The sequence below is a fragment of the Actinomadura sp. WMMA1423 genome (assembly GCF_006547145.1).
Lineage (GTDB): Bacteria > Actinomycetota > Actinomycetes > Streptosporangiales > Streptosporangiaceae > Spirillospora.
Map to the genome: position 1 here is coordinate 4,999,904 of NZ_CP041244.1, position 15,276 is coordinate 5,015,179.

Consider the following 15,276-nt stretch of genomic DNA (forward strand, 5'->3'; position numbering starts at 1 on the left):
CGTCCATCTCCAAGGACGGCTGCCGCCGGCTACCGGGCGATGTTGGCGGTCCCCGGGCCGAGCGCCGCAGGGAGGTCGGTGAGGGAGCGGATCACGATGTCCGGCGGGCTGCCGTCCGGTTCGAACGCACCGGACACCAGGCGCACCTGCGATGGCAACCGGTCGAGGCGTGTGGCCGCAAGATGGTAGGGGCGGGGAGACGGTTTGAACGCCCTTACCTCGTCCACGCTCATGACTTCGTCGAAGTACCGCCGCAGTCCGGTGGCGTCCAGGATCGCGCCGAGCATCGCTGGCGCGCCGTTCGACAGGACGGCCAGGACGTGTCCCCGGTCGAGCAGCTCTTGCAGCGCCGGGGCGGCGTCGGGAAACGATTCAAGGTCGTTATAGCGCTCGATCAACGACTCCCTGTCACTGGTCTCCAGCTTCTTGTCCAGCAGAGCGAGGGCGTGGTCCAGCGCTTTGCGGGTGCACCAGTCGAAGTCCTCGTACCTGCCCATGGCGGTAAGACGGAAGGGCCGGGCGGAGGGCGCGCGCATCACGACGGGAGGCGGGCGCCCTGCCGGCCGCGACCGCGGCTGGTTCGTCGAGCCGACCGTGTTCGCGGACGTCGGGAACGAGGCCACCGTCAGCCGGGAGGAGATCTTCGGACCGGTCCTCACCGTCATCCCTACCGCGACGAAGAGGAGGCGGTGCTGATGGCCAACGACTCCGACTACGGCCTGGGCGGCACCGTCTGGTCCGCCGACCCCGACCGGGCCCTGCGGGTGGCCCGCCGAGTCCGCACCGGGACGATCGGCGTCAACAGGTACGCGCCCGACCCGGCCGCGCCGTTCGGCGGCGTCAAGGCCAGCGGGATCGGCCGCGAACTCGGCCGGAGGGCATGGCCGGCTACCAGCAACTCAAGTCCGTCTACTGCTGACGCGGCGAGAACACCGCTCCCACCGGTCGGCACCAGGACAGGAGTGCCCGGCACGCCGGACCCGCCAGGTTCCCAGCAACCTGGCGGGTCCAGGGGTAGGGCGGCGATCCGGGGTCGCTTTCTTGTTCGGGTCGCCTCCCGCGACTCGCTTAGCATGACCCACTGGGTGCCCTGCATGGAGTTGCAGGAGGAGAGGCGTATCCCGGGAGGGACGATGCTGTTCAGGCGGGAGGTTCTTGAGGGGATCGCGGGTGGGCGGATCGACCGGGTGTTCCGGGTGTGGGGCAAGCCTCCGGTCCGCGCGGGGAGCACACAGCGGACCTGGGCGGGGATCATCGTCATTGACTCGGTCACGGCCGTCTCCCCCGAGGAGATCACCGAGGAGGATGCCCTCCGTTCAGGTTTCGAAGGACGCGCGGCGCTGCTCACCGCCCTGTCCAAGAGCCGCAAGGAGGGCGGCTACCACCGCGTCATGCTGCATCTGGGAGGGCCCGATCCCCGTGCGGAGCTGGCTGGGAACGCCGACCTGACCGACCAGGAACTGGCCGACCTCAAAAGCGATCTGGACACCGTCGACACCCGCAGTCGCCGCGGCCCCTGGACCCGTGAGGTCCTCCGCCTCATCGAGGAGCACCCTGGCCTGCGCGCCCTGGACCTGGCCGAACGCCTGGGCCGCGACAGACTCCCTTTCAAGGCAGACGTCCGCCGCCTCAAAGCCCTCGGCCTCACCGAAAGCCTGGAGACCGGCTACCGACTCTCCCCGCGCGGCAAGGCCCTCATGGCCTACCTGCGTTCCCTGCCCGAATGATCTCTCGCGGGTGCTGCTCTTGGTCGGCGGGGTCGGTCTCGCCGTGTGCCAGGACGGACAGCCGGGTGGACCAGTCGTCGCCGTTGGAAGGCACCCTGTCTCCACCGCGGTGGGCGGACCGGTGCCGGGAGCGCTCCTTGACAGAGCGAGACGGCCGGGCCGCCTCCTGGCCGGGGCGCTCCTGCTGTACGCGGCGGGCTTGGGGGACGCCCCTCGGCGGAAACCGCAGAGTGCCGGCTGATCGGCCGATCGAGACGGCGTCTTGAGGTGTGGGCTAGAAGATGAGGTTCTCTATTTCGGTCAGGCGGCCCAGTAGTTGGTCGCGTACATGTGCTCGAATCTTTTCGACCAGGTCGTGGACTTCCTTCTCGTCCAGTTTCAAGGCTTCGATCTCCTTGACCATTCTGCGTACCGTCGCGCGGTCCGCGGCCTCGAGGATCAGCGGCCCACCGAATCGCCATGCGCCCTTCGCGAGCTCCCAGGCGGGATGTCCCCCCGGTTTCGGCTGCTGGAGACCCCGCGGCGGCCTGTTCAGCGACTCGATCATTCTCCCCTGTTGCGAAAGCATCCAGCTCGTCCTGCCGGATGCGAACACTTTCCGGCTTTCCACGTGTCCTTTCAGTCGTTCGGTGAGGCTTTCGGAGAAGCCGAGCGGGAGCTGGAAGTTCAGATCGAGCGCATCGCTGGGCACTCCGTAATCCCGGCAGATGCTGTTGATCCGCTCACTCAATCGCTGGTTCAGGGCCTTTCTCAACTCCTCGATGGCGTGGGGTTCGTCCTCACCCTCCACGAGGTCCCGCGCCCTCTGCTCGGCGCTGCCCGTCGCGGACACCTGTGCGTTGCGCACCTTCCGCTCCAGCCTCCGCTTGAGCTGTTCGAAGCCTTCCTCGATGTGCTCTTCGCACAGCTCGGCCAGCCGTGGTTCGTCGAGGAGGTCGGCGAGGGCCTTTCTGAAACGTTGCAGGCGCAGCTCGGTGTAGCCGGCCAGGGCCAGGCCCCGGGCCACGGAGAAGGCGGGTTCAGGGTCGTTCTCGATCACTGCCGCGGGGAAGATCTCGGCGCACATGCTCCTGGTGAAGGGCATGCGGGAGCCGCCCCCGGTGAGGACGACCAGGTCGGGGCCTTCCTCCCCCACCAGTTCGCGGGCCTGGGTCAGCAGGTTGCGCAACTCGTCGGCCCACCCGCCCGGCGTGCTCACCAGTGCCGGGATCTCCAACGAGCGCAGCCACGTCCACGCCAGGTCCACGATCGGCCGGAAGCGCGGGGTGATGCGCTGATCCAAGATCGTCGCCTGTGTTCCGGTGAACTGGGCCTCCTTCGCCCGGCGGCAGGCCAGCAGGAGGAACTCCTTGCCGCCGTCCTCGGCGAGCGCGGCCCTCAGGACCTCGTCGTCGCCCAGATTGTCGGTGACCAGTTTGGCCACCTGGAAGTCGATTCGGCGGCAGCCGAAGTCGGCGCCGAGAGGAAGACTGCGGGGCACCAGGTCAGCGATAAGCGTGAAGTCGGTGGTCGAGGAGCCGATGTCGACGATCAGCACCCGGTCCTTCTCCCGGGAGTCCACTTCCGTCGTGCCGTCCGCCCCTCTGGGACGGCGTACATGGATGAGCGCCGCCTGCGACTCTGGAAGCAGCCGTGTTCTGATCCCCTGCATTCGCAGATGTCTCGCGTAGGCGTCGACGACCTCTGTGCTCCATCCGGCCGGGTGCCCGACGACCATTGTCGGCTCCACGGCCGATGTTTCCCGCTCCGAGAGGAACTCCGCGAGCAACGATTGGACGAACAGCACCGCTTCGGGGGTCTCCACTCCTGCGGGATCCGGCGCGTCCTTGAGATTCAGGCTGAACTCGGCGGCGCCCGCGGCGTAGACGGCCTCCTCCCCGAGCAGGCGGCGCCGGTCGGTGGCCGCGCGCGCCATCGCGGTGAGCACGCCGCGTTCCCCGGTGGTCCGGCGTTGATGGATACGGATGTCGGCCGCAGTGCCCTCCACGGTCCAGGCGAGAGTGGTCTCGCCGTCACCGAGGTCGAGCCCGATGACGAGACCTTCGGCTTCACCCGGGACGGTCTGGTCTTCGGAAGTGGACGTCATATGACCGCCTCGATCTCATTCGTGTCCTCGCCGGTCGCCGGAGCGCCGGCGGTGACCCGGAGCACCTCGGTCAGCGTGTCGATCTCAGCTGGTCCCGGCGGGGGCGGGAACTTCATCCCCGGCCGTCTGCTGGAGGTGGCATAGAGAAGGGGCATGAGGTCCAGATCCTGGTCGGCGAGATCCATCTCGTCCCGGCGCAGTCTGGAGCGGTCGCCGTCCGAGGCCTCCTCCATCCGGACCCAGACCTCGGGACTGCGGCTGACCATGGCGTAGAAGGCGGGATGCTGCAGGCGGATGGTGAGCAGGATCGCCGCGTGCAACATGCGTGCCCGGCTGGGCGTCGTGTGCATCTCCAGCGAGCGCACGGTGAGGTTGAACGCGTTGATGAAGCGGCGCACGCGCCGGGGATTCTGACCATAGGCGGTTCGAATGAGTTCCCAGAGAGCCTGGTCGTTCCCCAGCCCGAACACCTCGTCACGCAGATGACCGAACATGGACTCGAAGGTGACTCTGGGGAGGTGGTAGGGGAACTGGATGAGCTTTTCCAGATACTTGCGGCCCACCTCCTGGTCACCGTTGAATCGCTGGGCCACGGCGTCGGTCATCACCTGCTGATCCATTGCCAGGACGAAGACGCAGGAGGCCTGGCCGAGGAAGAGTTTCAGAGAGTCGAGAACTGTCGTCGCGGCCTCGGGCGTGCAGCGGTCCAGATCGTCGATGAGGATCACCAGGCGCCCGCCCTCGGTGAACTGGTCGACGACGTCTGCGAAGTCGTACTCGAACTGGTTGACGTGGCGGTATTCGAGGGGATCCCTGGCGTCCCAGGTCTGCTTGAGCGCGTCCATGTCGGCGGTCGAGACGAGACCGCCGCTCAGGGGCACGACGGCCTTGCGCGTCATCAGCCAGGTCGCGGTGCGCCCCAGGCCGGCGGCCTTGTCACGAGCCGCCTGGAGCCGGGAACGGCGCTCCGCGTCGGGGTCCTCGCCGATCTTGCGAGCGATCTCGTCCAGGATCGTCTGGATCAGCGCGTGCCAGATCTCCTCCCGCTGGTCGTACTTCCAGGGGTTGAACGACACCACCGGAATCCCCCGTTCCTGAAACAGGGAACGGCAGATGTTCATAAAGCTGGATTTCCCCGTGCCCCATGAGCCGTAGACGGCCACGCTGAGCGGAAGATCGCGAGTCATCTCGATCGCGTCGCACAAGACGCGGGCGTGGGGACCGAAACCGAAGCGGTCGCCCTCCACACCGTCCACCGGATTATCGGTCAGCAGCATTCGCACCATTCCTCGTTTTACCCTCGTCCCGTGCTACAAGATTGCCCCAGGAGGCAGATACCACGAGGCGCCTGACCACAAATGGCCAAGCCGGGCCTTAACGCTTATTCAAACCTCTTGGACACGCCGGCGGATTTGTTGATCAAAGAGCACCAGGCCCGGTGTCCGACGAGGACGAGCGGCAGGGGTGGGGTCGGCGTTGTCGTGAACACCAGACCGCATTGGCGGCACAGGCGCCCGGGGTGCGGCCGGGCGCGCCTGCAAGTCCCGTCCGTGCGGTCTCACGTAACGTCGGGAGCATCAGCGCCAACACGGGAAGGAGGCCGGCCATGGGATCGGGACTCTCCGGCAGGGTGGCCGTGGTCACCGGGGCGAGCAAGGGGATCGGGCTCGCGGTCGTGCAGGCCCTGGCCGGCGAGGGTGCACGGGTCGTGGCCGGCGCGCGCCATTCGTCCTCCGGGCTGGACGGCCTGGACTCCGTCCAGGTCGTCGAGGGGGATCTCGCCCTGCCCGACGGGCCCGGCCGGCTCGTCGCGGCGGCGGGTGACCGGATCGACGTGCTGGTCAACAACCTCGGTGCCGCCCCGCCCCGGACCTCCGGGTTCCTCAGCGTCACCGACGAGCAGTGGCTCGACTCGCTCAACCTCAACCTGATGGGCGCCGTCCGCGCGACCAGGGCCGTGCTGCCCGCGATGCTCCGGCAGGGCTCCGGCTCGATCGTCAACATCGGCTCGGTGAACGCCTCCCTCGCCGACCCCCTGGTCATCGACTACAGCGCAGGGAAGGCCGCGCTCGCCGCCTTCGCGAAGGCCCTGTCCAAGGAGGTCGGGCCGAAGGGGATCCGCGTCAACACCGTGAGTCCCGGCCCCGTCGCGACCGACCTCTGGCTCGGCGAGAACGGCGTCGCCTCGACGGTCGGCGAAGCGACCGGGACACGTCCCGAAGACGTGCGGGCGGGCGCGGAGGGCGCCATGGCCACCGGGCGGTTCTCCCGTCCGGACGAGGTCGCCGAACTGGTCGTCATGCTGGCCGGCGACCGGACCGCGAACGTGACGGGAGCCGAGTTCCGCATCGACGGAGGTATGGTGCCGACCTGGTAGCAGGCGCCCAGGCCGGCGCCGCGGTCCGAATCTCGCGTCTCGTCGCCTCCTGTGGCTACCCCGCTTCGGGGGTTCCTTCGCGGGCGCGTGCGATGGGCATGTACGTCGGGCATGCGTCAGTGGTCAGGAATGCCCGGACCATGGCGCGCGCCGCTTCGGCGTGCTCCATCAGAAGCAGGTGGCTGGCGTTGGGCAGCACGGCCAGTTCGGCGGTGGGCAGCGCCCGGTAGAGCGCCACCGTGTGGTCGAGCGTGACCAGATCGTCGTCGCCCGCCAGGACGAGGGTCCGGGCCGTCACCGCGCGCAGCTCGGCCGGGTCCAGGCCCGGCTCGGTCGCGGCCGCGTGCGCGATCTTGCCGATGACGACCGCGAAGTGGTCGCGGCCGTCGGGCGACACCTCGGCGTAGGCGTCGACGAGCTCGGCGGGCATCTCGCCGCCCGCCGACGGCTTGAAGATCAGTCCGTCCAGGTCGTAGGCCGTGCTGACGAGGACGAGGCGCTCGACCAGGTCGGGACGCCGCATCGCCACCCACAGCGCCACCGTCCCGCCGGCGCTGTAGCCCACCAGCCGGGCCGGGCCTCCGACCACCCGCTCCAGGAACGCGATCGTGTCCTGGGCCATGAGCTCCATGGTGATCGGGCCGGGGGCGTCGGGAGTGCGGCCGTGGCCGCGGCGGTCGGGCAGGTAGATCGTGAACGTGTCGGCGAGCCCGTCGAGGTTGCCGGTGAAGCAGCGGCCGTCGGTCATCCCGCCGTGCAGGAGCACCACGGGGTCGCCCTTGCCGCGCTGGTCGTGCCACATGCGAACGATGTCGGTCATGCACTACATACGGGACGGCGCCTCTGGAGTCATCGGCAATCCGAACAGCGCGAACAGGGACGGGTCGAGGTAGGTCGTCGTGCCGGCGATCAGCCCGTCGCGGAAGTCGAGGACCACCAGGCCGAACGCCTTCCCGTCCCGGTACTGCCCGAAGGCCGGCGACCCGTTGGCCGCCGTGCGGACCAGCCGGTCATCGGCGCAGGCACCGGCCGCACCCAGCAGGGCGGCCCGGATCGCCTCCCGGCCGCCGAGCCACCAGGCGAACGGCGGCATCGACATGGTGGCGTCCTGGTGGAGCAGCGACACCAGGCCGTCGACGTCGTAGGCGGTGAACGCCCTGACGTACCGCTCCAGCAGGTCTTCGTCGACCTCGCCGCTCCCGGCCTGCGGGCGGCGCCCGGCCACGGTGGCACGTGCTCGTTGCAGGGCGCTGTTGACCGCGGCCGGGCTGCTGTCGAGCAGCGCGGCGACCTCCTCCGCCGTCCAGCAGAGCACCTCACGCAGGATGAGAACCGCCCGCTGGCGCGGCGGCAGCGCCTGCAGAGCGGCGACGAACGCCAACCGGATCGTCTCGCGCGCGTCGGCCAGTTCGGCCGGATCACCGTTGACGGGCAGCACGAGCCGGTCGGGGATCGGCTGCACGAAGGCGGCGGCGTCCAACGGCGCTCCGAGGAAGGCGCCGACCGGCGAGGACGGGCCGAGATCCATCGCCAGCGCGCGCCGCTGCACGCTGCGGGTCATGTCGAGGCAGACGTTGGTGGCGATCCTGTACAGCCAGGTTCGCAGACCGGCTTTGCGCTCATCGAAGCGATCGGCGTTCTTCCAGGCGCGGAGCAGGGTCTCCTGAACGGCGTCCTCCGCCTCGGCGGCGCAGGCGAGCATGCGGTAGCAGTAGCCGGTCAACTCCCCACGATGCGCTTCCAACCGCTCCTCGAAGACCACGCCCCCACACTATGCGGGGCCCGCGCCCCGCGCCCCACCCGTCGGCCGACCAGCCGGCGATCAGGGCGGGCTGGAACTCGCCTTCGCCCGCCGCGCACCGCCTCACCACAGGACCGTGAGAACGCCGGGTTCTGCCGGTCAGCACAACGGCAGGCCGGGGACGGGGGCGTTGTTCCAGGAGGAGTCGACCGATCCGGCCGGGAAGTAGCCCCAGCCCTCGTCGGCATACTGCTCGTCACCCTGGGTGTAGAACCAGGTGGTGCCACCGCCTTCGGGATCAGGCGCACCCTGGACCTGGCAGGCGAACCAGCTCTCGCCCTCGCGCAGGTATCCGGTGGCCGCCGCGAGCGCGCTCGGGCTTCCGAGAACGTGTCCGGGGCGCTCGATCGTGCAGTACCACCGGTGGTAGGACCGCCCGTTCGGATCGACCACGCGAGCACCCTTGTTGACGCAGCGCTCGGAGGCACCCTCGGTCGGCGCAGCGGTGTTCCCGGCCGCCGCGGGCGGTCGCGACGAAAGCGAGCGCGGCCACATCGTCTCCGGCCACTCGGAGTAAGCGGCCTTCCCGCCGCCCACCAGTAGGACCACGGCGATGGCCGACACGGCCAGGCTCTTGCCGACCTGCGCCGTGTTGTAGCGCCAGCTCTCGATCGACGATTCCTCGGGGTCCTCCCGCTCCGTAGCGAACGCTTCTTCGAGCCTCTTGACGTTCTCTCCGCAGTGCGGGCAGTGCGGACGGTTCAGCACGTTGTCGTTGCCGCACCATCGACAGGTCATGCTCGGGCTCCTTTCATCGGGTCAGCGCACACCGTTGTCACCGCTGGGACCGTCCTGGCGGCCGTCGTCCACCTGTGGAGGGGTTTCGGGGGCAGGAGAGTCGGCGGGCGAACCGCCGGAAGGCCGCCGCGGTGGCGGGAGGCCGGGAAGTGAACGGTCCTCGGGAGCGGACGAGGCGTTGCGCCGCCGTGCCCGCGCACGCGTGATCCATTCGCTGCCGTCCGCGGCGACCGCCTCGAGGACTCCGAGCGCGCCGGTGAGGTCGGAGGTGTCGGGCATCTCGAACGGCGAGCCGTTGCGGGCCTCGCCCACGCGCCGAAGCAGCCATTCCTCCAGGTTCTCCACCGTGATGTGAATGTTCTGCCCGTTGACGAGAGAGAGCTGGAACAGTTGGAAGAAGACGAACGACTTCTCCGAACGCTTCTCCTCTCCGCGCTCGGTTTCCCGCTCCTCGCGCCGTTGATCGTCGCCAAAGGCGGGCGCCGGGGGCAGCAGACGCTCCCGGCGGCCGTCGTCGAACCGGATCCCGAACTCGGTGGTCTGGGCGGAGGCCAGCGCGTCGTAACGAAAGGCCCTGCGTTGCTGGTCCTTCACGATGCCGGTCGGAAAGTCCAGGTGGACGGCCATCTGCCGGACGCCGGAACCGGTGAGCAGGAAGACCCAGATGGTGTACGCGGAGAAGCGGGACGGGCCGTTGCTGACCCTGGCGCGCCGGCAGTTCGGGACGGCTTCGGCCAGGAACGCGTGCGCGACGACCTCCCGGTTGCCCAGGCCGTACTGGTTCATGGCCAGCGACTTCAGGTAGAACTTGTCGAAGTCCAGCCAGCGGGCCATCTCGGCGTCGCCGGGCCGGTTCGCCAGCAGCCTGCAGCGCTCTTCGTACGCCTCCTTCTCCCTGGCGAACCGCTCGTCGGACTTGGTCTGCCACGCTCGGTGGGTGAAGCTGCGGACGATATGGACATCGGCCCGGCCGACCACCAGCAGCACCCCGCCCGCCACCACCCATGCCAGCGCGATGTCGGCGATCTCGGGATTGGCCCACTGCATCTTGGTCATGGCGATGTGCGAGCCGACGGCCATGCCGATCACACCTGTGAGCAGGCCCGCGATTCGTAACAGCGGCCGGGGGTCGTTGCGCTTGCCGGCCGACCATCCGCGCGCGTCCTTCTCGGCGTGCCAGGCGATCAGCCAGTCGATCCGCGAGGGAGCGATCCCCGCGTCGCCGTACACCTCGATGATCTCGTGGGCGAGCCTCGCCCTGGAGCGGCGCGTCGCGGCCGTCCACAGGGGCCGCTGAAGAGCGGCGCGCGGCGAGCGCTTCTCGTACTGTCGCCGCACCGTTCGGTGGACGTGCTCGGCGAACCGGTGTCGTTCCAGGCTCGCCGGTCGTCCGCGGGATTCCTTCGGGTCTCGCCTGGGTGCCGGGGCGTAGCGCACCGGAAGCACCCTGGGGCCAACATAACCGACAAGGGATCCGAAACCGAGGAGGAGGACGGCCGAGACGGTGACGGCCTTCCAGCTCACCGTGGCCACCAAGAAGGCCCCCAGGACCAGCCCGGTGGTGACCATGATCGCCCCCCAGCCCGCCATCGTCCACTGGAGCAGTTCGAGGGCGGGCCACTGCACGGGGACCTGCCGCGGTCGGGCCGGAACCGGTTCGAAGAACTTCCAGACCCGCTCCTCCCTGCCCCTCCCCATCCGCTCCGTGCGGACCATCTCGGCGTCGTGCGCGGTGAGCCTGTCTTGGAAGACACCGCTGAGAATGAGGTCGAGATGGCGCCGGATCTCCTCGCGATGGACGGGCTCCAACCGCCCGAACCCTGCGAAGAAGGCGTCGAGACGTTCGGGAGACACGGACCCGCTCTCCTCCTGCGTCTCCAGGGCGTCCAGGAGATCGGTGAGGACGCCGAGGGCCCTGTGCCACTGGTCGGCTGGTCCTCCGCACGCGAGTTCGCGGGCCTGCCGGATCTGCTCGAACTGTCCTTTGTCGAGCAACTCGAAGGAGCGGTCGCCCAGCACGCTGAGGGTCCAGTAGTAGGCGACCTCGTTCGCGAGGGAGGACGGGCTCCCGGCGGCGACGAACCCGGCCGCCACGACCTCGCCGATCAGTTCCTCGGCGGAGCGCGACCGCCCGCCCGCGATGTACTTCTTGGCGACCCGGAACTTGTCCTCGGGCGAGGCGTTGTCGCCGATCGTGTAGGTGACGTCGCCGAAGATGTTCTCGGCCTGGAAACCGACGTTGACGTCACGCTCCGCGGTGTTGCGGAAAGTGAAGGGCGGCTGCCGCGGGCCAGGGTGCTGGGGCGGGCTCACTGCGTGTCCTTCTCGCCGGACGCGGCACGCCGCCTTCCGGCTCCGCCGATGTCGCCCAGGCGCACACCACCGCGGACGTTGTCGGCCTGAAAGCCGATGTTCACGTCGCCCTTGGCATTGTTGACGAAACCGCCGGAGGCTCCCGTGCTCGTCTCGGACTCGTCCCCTGCCGACTCCTCCAACTCGGGAACCAGTTTCATGAGCTGCGCGACGAGCAGGTCCATGTCCGCGTCCTGGTTGCGGTGGCCCAGCCGGACGTACTGGCACACGGCCAGGCGGGCGAGGTCGGCGGGGAGATCCCGGGCGCGCGGCGGGTCGACGGCCCCGACGAGGATCGGGATCACCCGAACGCCGTGCCGGAACGCCTCCGCGATCTCCAGCCGGGGCCAGTCGTCGTCCCGGTCGATCTTGCGCCGGCCGTCGCCGTCGGTGTCCCACCAGTGCGGACCGATGAACGAGAGCAGAGCGTCGCTCTGCCGGACCGCCCGCCGCAGCACCTGAGTGAAGTCGTCTCCGGCCGGGATCGACTTGCTCGCGCGGAAGAAGACCTCCGTGCCGAAGCGGCTGGACAGTTCGCGTTCGACCAGGGCGGCGACGTGTTCGGTGTCGCCGGAGCGGTAATTGACAAAGAATCTGGGCATGCGCCCTCCCAATCTCGGTTTCTGCGGACCTGCCCGGCAGCCGATCGCGGCGGTCTCGGGCGGATCCTGTACTCGGGTCGGACCGGCCTGCCGCCGTCCCCGAGGTCCGTCATCGCGGGCCGTCAGACCTCCGGTGAACGCAGCGCGGCGGTGAGCGCCGGGTACAACTCGCGCACGGACGGGTTGGCGTGCCATCGGGACAGGACTCGGGCCAGGCGGCGGAGGTCGGTCGTGATCGTGGCGGAGGCGACCACGTCGGAGATCGTGAGAAGCCGACCGGTCAGGTCGCAGGCGTGCTCGACATGCCCGGCCGACGCGTGGGCGAGCGCCTGCCGTGCTCCGTACCGCGCCTGGGAGCGAAGCGCCTGCGGACGGATCAGAGCCACCTGCGCGTCGAGGATCTCGGCGGCCTCCTTCGGACGGCCCAGCTCGTAGAGGCACCAGCCCGTGGCCATCGAGACCGGGTCGGTGAGGTTCATGCTGCCGAGCACCGACGGATCCGGCCGGTCGGAGTCACCGGCGAGGAGTTCGCGCGCCTCGTCCAGGAGGCGCATGCAGGCGTCGTAGTCACCGGCCAGCGCGTGGCCCTGCGCCTCACGCTGCGCGGCCAGCCCGCGGATGCGCCGCGGGACGTCCTTGCGGACCTGGGCCTGCCGGGCCAGTTCGATGGTCTGGGCGGCGTCGTCGCGGTAGAGGGTGACCAGCGCGCGCCGCACCAGGGAGTAGACCGCCAGGTCGTGGTCGTTCCCGGCCGCCGCCATGTCGACGGCCTTCGCCGTCCACCACAGGGCGGCCTGGGAGTTCCCAGCCTCCTGCGCCATCCAGCCCGCGTACTCGGCGAACCGCGCGCCCAGGACGAGGAACTCGTCCCTGATCCCCGGCGGCGCCTTGAGCGCCAGGCCGCGCAGCACATGCGTCTGGGCGATGGCCGCGGGCAGCACCACGCCCGGACTGGCGGTCTGGCCGAGGTTCCGGGCCTGCTCGAACATGGTCCGGAACACCTCCACCGCCGCCGGCCGGCGGGCGGTCGCCGACATGCCCTGACTGCTCAGGCCGAAGCCCAGCAGCGATGACGTCGTCAGTGCCAGCGCCTCGCGACGGTTCACGGGGTTGAACCAGTTGGCCCCATCGGCGGACAGGCTCATCAGCCATACCTCGTCTTCATCCGATACCGCCTCCGGCGGTGCGGTGTCGGACGGCCGTCCGGCGACGAGTGAGACGAGCCTCCCCTTCGCCCCGAGCGCGGCGTCGCTCTGGCGCGCCAGTTCGGGTGAGGGTGATTTGGTCCCGTTCTCAATCTTGCTCAGATGTCCCTTGCTGTAGTGCAGGAGTTCACCGAGTTGCGCCAATGACAGGCCGGCCTCCATCCGCATTCGTCGGAGCTCTGCACCGAAGGTTGTCACCCGTTCCGTCATGTCGACCCCTGTTTCCCGTTGCCGCCCTCGCAGGGCCCGGCGAAACGCCTGGATAAGAATTCGCGACGTGCCGCACGTTGGACATCGACGAGACAGGACGCGAGCGCCCGACGACACGGGCGCGGTATCGCATCGACCAAGGGAGGGCGTGTATGACCCGCCGGACGGGAAATGCGGGAAGGGCGCGGGGTTCTTCCCGGTGGGTGGCGATCTTCGCCGTGGTCCAACTGTGGGCGGCCGTGCCCGCGTTGATCGAATTGTGCGACGAAGGAGTATGCCGGCTTCTCCTGACGATGCCCGTGGCTTTCGTCGCGCTCATGGATGCCTGGCATGAACTCCGGACACCTCCATGCATCGGTCACGACAGCAGTATTGCGTCAAATCATGGCGAAGAAGAGGGCATCGTATAAACCTCGGGAGCGAGTTTCCCGTTTCCTCCTGCGGAGAGCTCGCCAGGGAGCGGTCGCACCGCCTGACCGCCGATTGCGACCCTTGTCCGAAGCGGGCCGGAGCCCACCGGGGCACTGGTCGCCCGTTCCAGAGCCGTTGCCGAGCCGGGGCCATGCCAGTACCGGTCGAGCGTCTTGCTGGTGGGTTCTACGTTGCTCGGTGGGTTGGTGCGTCGAGCTGGGCGAGGCGGCCGGTTTCCAGGTAGGAGATGTCACCACCGGAGTCCAGGGCGGCATCGAGCAGGAGCGCCAGCGAGGTGCCGTACACCGGGACGTCGGCGGGCTCGTCGACCAGCCGGAACCCGCTGCCGGACGGATCTCGAGATCTGTCGACCTCCTCGACGCGGCAGACGATCCAGTGGAAGGTGTGCGCGAGGTCGTCGACGGCCAGGCTGATGCACCGGCCGTCGGCCAGATCGATGACCGTCCTGATCCCGGGGCGGTGCGGTTCGCGCCGGATCCGGCGGTGGCCGGCGGCCGGGCGCAGCCGCCAGGACCCGTCGAACATCGTCGCCGAGCCGATGCGACGGTAGAGGACCGCGAGGTCGGCGGGGGCCGAGTACCAGCGATGGGGCAGCGGCGGGTCGGTCGTGTGATCGCGGACGATGCGGTCGATCACATCGTCGATCTCGACCGTCGCCGGCGCCAGGTACCAGCCGCCGAGCGGGCGCAGCGCGCCGTCGGGGTCCTGGGCGACGCTGGTCAGGCCGGCGTGCAGGGCCACGGCCCGGTTGGCGCGCCCGACTCGGTCGTTGACGTCGATCCTCACCCGCGACAGCGTGGCCGGCACCCGGTCGCTGCGGATGCCGGGCCCCTCGTAGGGACCGCCGGGGCCGTCCGTCGCGTCGCGGGGTTCATCGATCGGCAGCTCCAGCAGCGGATTGGGCTCCGCGAGCTCGCCGTCACCGGTCAGGTACGGGTAGAAGCGCGCGGCCCAGCCGGTGATCACCTCGCCGCCGTAGGCGTCGACGGGGCTGTAGATGCGCCGCCAGAACGCGGTGTCGACGTCACCTGACGCGGCTCTGACGCATTGGTCGGCGATGGCCGCGAGGGACCCGCACCAGGTCTCCAGGCCGAGCGCGGCGATCGCGTCCACCCGGGCGCGGATCGTCCGCCAGTCCTCGACCGTGCCGGTCAGCGTGATGGACGGGATGCCGCAGACGAAGATCATCCACAGCGCGAAGTACGGGGAGTACACGTCCAGCAGAACGACCCGTCCGGCCATCCGGTCGACGTCGGTGCTGGTGGAGAAGTCGCACTCGAACTCGTCGGCGCCGGTGACCTCGGCGAGGAGCAGCTCGCTGAACGACTCGACGGCGTTCCGCCACGAGCCGGGATCCTGGGGCATCGGCCCGTCCACCGTCACCGTGAGCCGCTTGCGGCCGGAGTGGCTCACCAGCCGGGGCCGCAACTCCTCGGCGTGCAGACGCACATGCTGTGCCAAGCCCTGCATGATGGTCAGCCACACCGCGTCCGGGGAGAGCACGAGCGGGCGATGCTCGGCGAACGCGCGCCCGACGGCGCTGAGCAGGGGGTGAACACCGTTGCTCTCCAGAACCGGCAGGGTCGGATCGCCACCGACCACCAGCGCTTCGGCGAACTGATCGCCGAGCGGCATCGTGGGCAGGCGCCCGGTGGCCGGTTCGACATCATCGACCTTGAAGGTCACCACTCACCGGACGGTAGCGCGCGTCTCGCCCGGCCGGCTGCTCTCCGCTGGCCGGTTGCG

The 15,276-nt window shown here is 69.3% G+C and carries 12 protein-coding genes and 1 pseudogene; 3 read left to right on the forward strand and 10 right to left on the reverse strand.

The features are described 5' to 3' along the window. Positions 1-29: 29 nt before the first annotated feature. Positions 30-497: an HAD-IA family hydrolase gene (locus tag FKD65_RS23090; protein WP_168221152.1), complete on the reverse strand. Its 468-nt coding sequence runs from the start codon at positions 495-497 to the stop codon at positions 30-32. Between FKD65_RS23090 and FKD65_RS45645 the strand changes: the two are divergent. Then, positions 496-830: pseudogene (locus FKD65_RS45645) on the forward strand (aldehyde dehydrogenase family protein); the annotation flags it as partial. The gene FKD65_RS23090 and the pseudogene FKD65_RS45645 overlap by 2 nt on opposite strands. A 303-nt stretch (positions 831-1,133) precedes the next feature. Further along, the gene (locus FKD65_RS45650) at positions 1,134-1,727 is read left to right on the forward strand and encodes a hypothetical protein (RefSeq protein ID WP_141587026.1); all 594 of its coding nucleotides are present in this window, start codon (positions 1,134-1,136) and stop codon (positions 1,725-1,727) included. Positions 1,728-2,001: 274 nt separating this feature from the next. Here FKD65_RS45650 and FKD65_RS23110 read toward each other — a convergent pair whose 3' ends face one another. Together FKD65_RS23110 and FKD65_RS23115 are read right to left on the reverse strand one after the other, a co-directional pair. Next, positions 2,002-3,813: a hypothetical protein gene (locus tag FKD65_RS23110; RefSeq protein ID WP_141579464.1), complete on the reverse strand. Its 1,812-nt coding sequence runs from the start codon at positions 3,811-3,813 to the stop codon at positions 2,002-2,004. Then, a complete protein-coding gene (locus tag FKD65_RS23115; RefSeq protein ID WP_168221153.1) occupies positions 3,810-5,090 on the reverse strand; it encodes a P-loop NTPase fold protein in 1,281 nt (426 codons plus the stop codon). Before FKD65_RS23115 ends, FKD65_RS23110 begins: the two co-directional genes overlap by 4 nt. A gap of 329 nt (positions 5,091-5,419) precedes the next feature. Here FKD65_RS23115 and FKD65_RS23120 point away from each other — a divergent pair, with 329 nt between their 5' ends. Then, positions 5,420-6,190: an oxidoreductase gene (locus FKD65_RS23120; protein ID WP_141579466.1), complete on the forward strand. Its 771-nt coding sequence runs from the start codon at positions 5,420-5,422 to the stop codon at positions 6,188-6,190. Positions 6,191-6,245: 55 nt separating this feature from the next. Here the strand turns inward: FKD65_RS23120 and FKD65_RS23125 are convergent, their stop codons facing one another. The 7 genes from FKD65_RS23125 to FKD65_RS23155 all read right to left on the reverse strand — a co-directional run bounded on the left by FKD65_RS23125 (position 6,246) and on the right by FKD65_RS23155 (position 15,219). Further along, positions 6,246-7,010, reverse strand: a complete 765-nt coding sequence (locus FKD65_RS23125) for an alpha/beta fold hydrolase (protein ID WP_141579467.1) — start codon at positions 7,008-7,010, stop codon at positions 6,246-6,248. Positions 7,011-7,013: 3 nt separating this feature from the next. Next, entirely contained in the window at positions 7,014-7,952 is a 939-nt protein-coding gene (locus tag FKD65_RS23130; RefSeq protein WP_141579468.1) for a sigma-70 family RNA polymerase sigma factor, read from the reverse strand. A 138-nt stretch (positions 7,953-8,090) separates the two neighbouring features. Continuing rightward, entirely contained in the window at positions 8,091-8,729 is a 639-nt protein-coding gene (locus FKD65_RS23135) for a hypothetical protein (RefSeq protein ID WP_141579469.1), read from the reverse strand. A gap of 21 nt (positions 8,730-8,750) precedes the next feature. Further along, on the reverse strand, positions 8,751-11,042 hold the full coding sequence (locus FKD65_RS23140) for a hypothetical protein (protein ID WP_141579470.1): 2,292 nt from the start codon (positions 11,040-11,042) through the stop codon (positions 8,751-8,753). Then, entirely contained in the window at positions 11,039-11,683 is a 645-nt protein-coding gene (locus FKD65_RS23145; protein WP_168221154.1) for a toll/interleukin-1 receptor domain-containing protein, read from the reverse strand. Before FKD65_RS23145 ends, FKD65_RS23140 begins: the two co-directional genes overlap by 4 nt. A 122-nt stretch (positions 11,684-11,805) precedes the next feature. Further along, positions 11,806-13,098 carry a helix-turn-helix domain-containing protein gene (locus FKD65_RS23150; RefSeq protein WP_141579472.1) on the reverse strand — a complete coding sequence of 431 codons (1,293 nt, stop codon included), beginning with the start codon at positions 13,096-13,098 and terminating at the stop codon, positions 11,806-11,808. A 597-nt stretch (positions 13,099-13,695) separates the two neighbouring features. Continuing rightward, the gene (locus FKD65_RS23155) at positions 13,696-15,219 is read right to left on the reverse strand and encodes a DUF4419 domain-containing protein (RefSeq protein ID WP_141579473.1); all 1,524 of its coding nucleotides are present in this window, start codon (positions 15,217-15,219) and stop codon (positions 13,696-13,698) included. Positions 15,220-15,276: the final 57 nt, after the last annotated feature.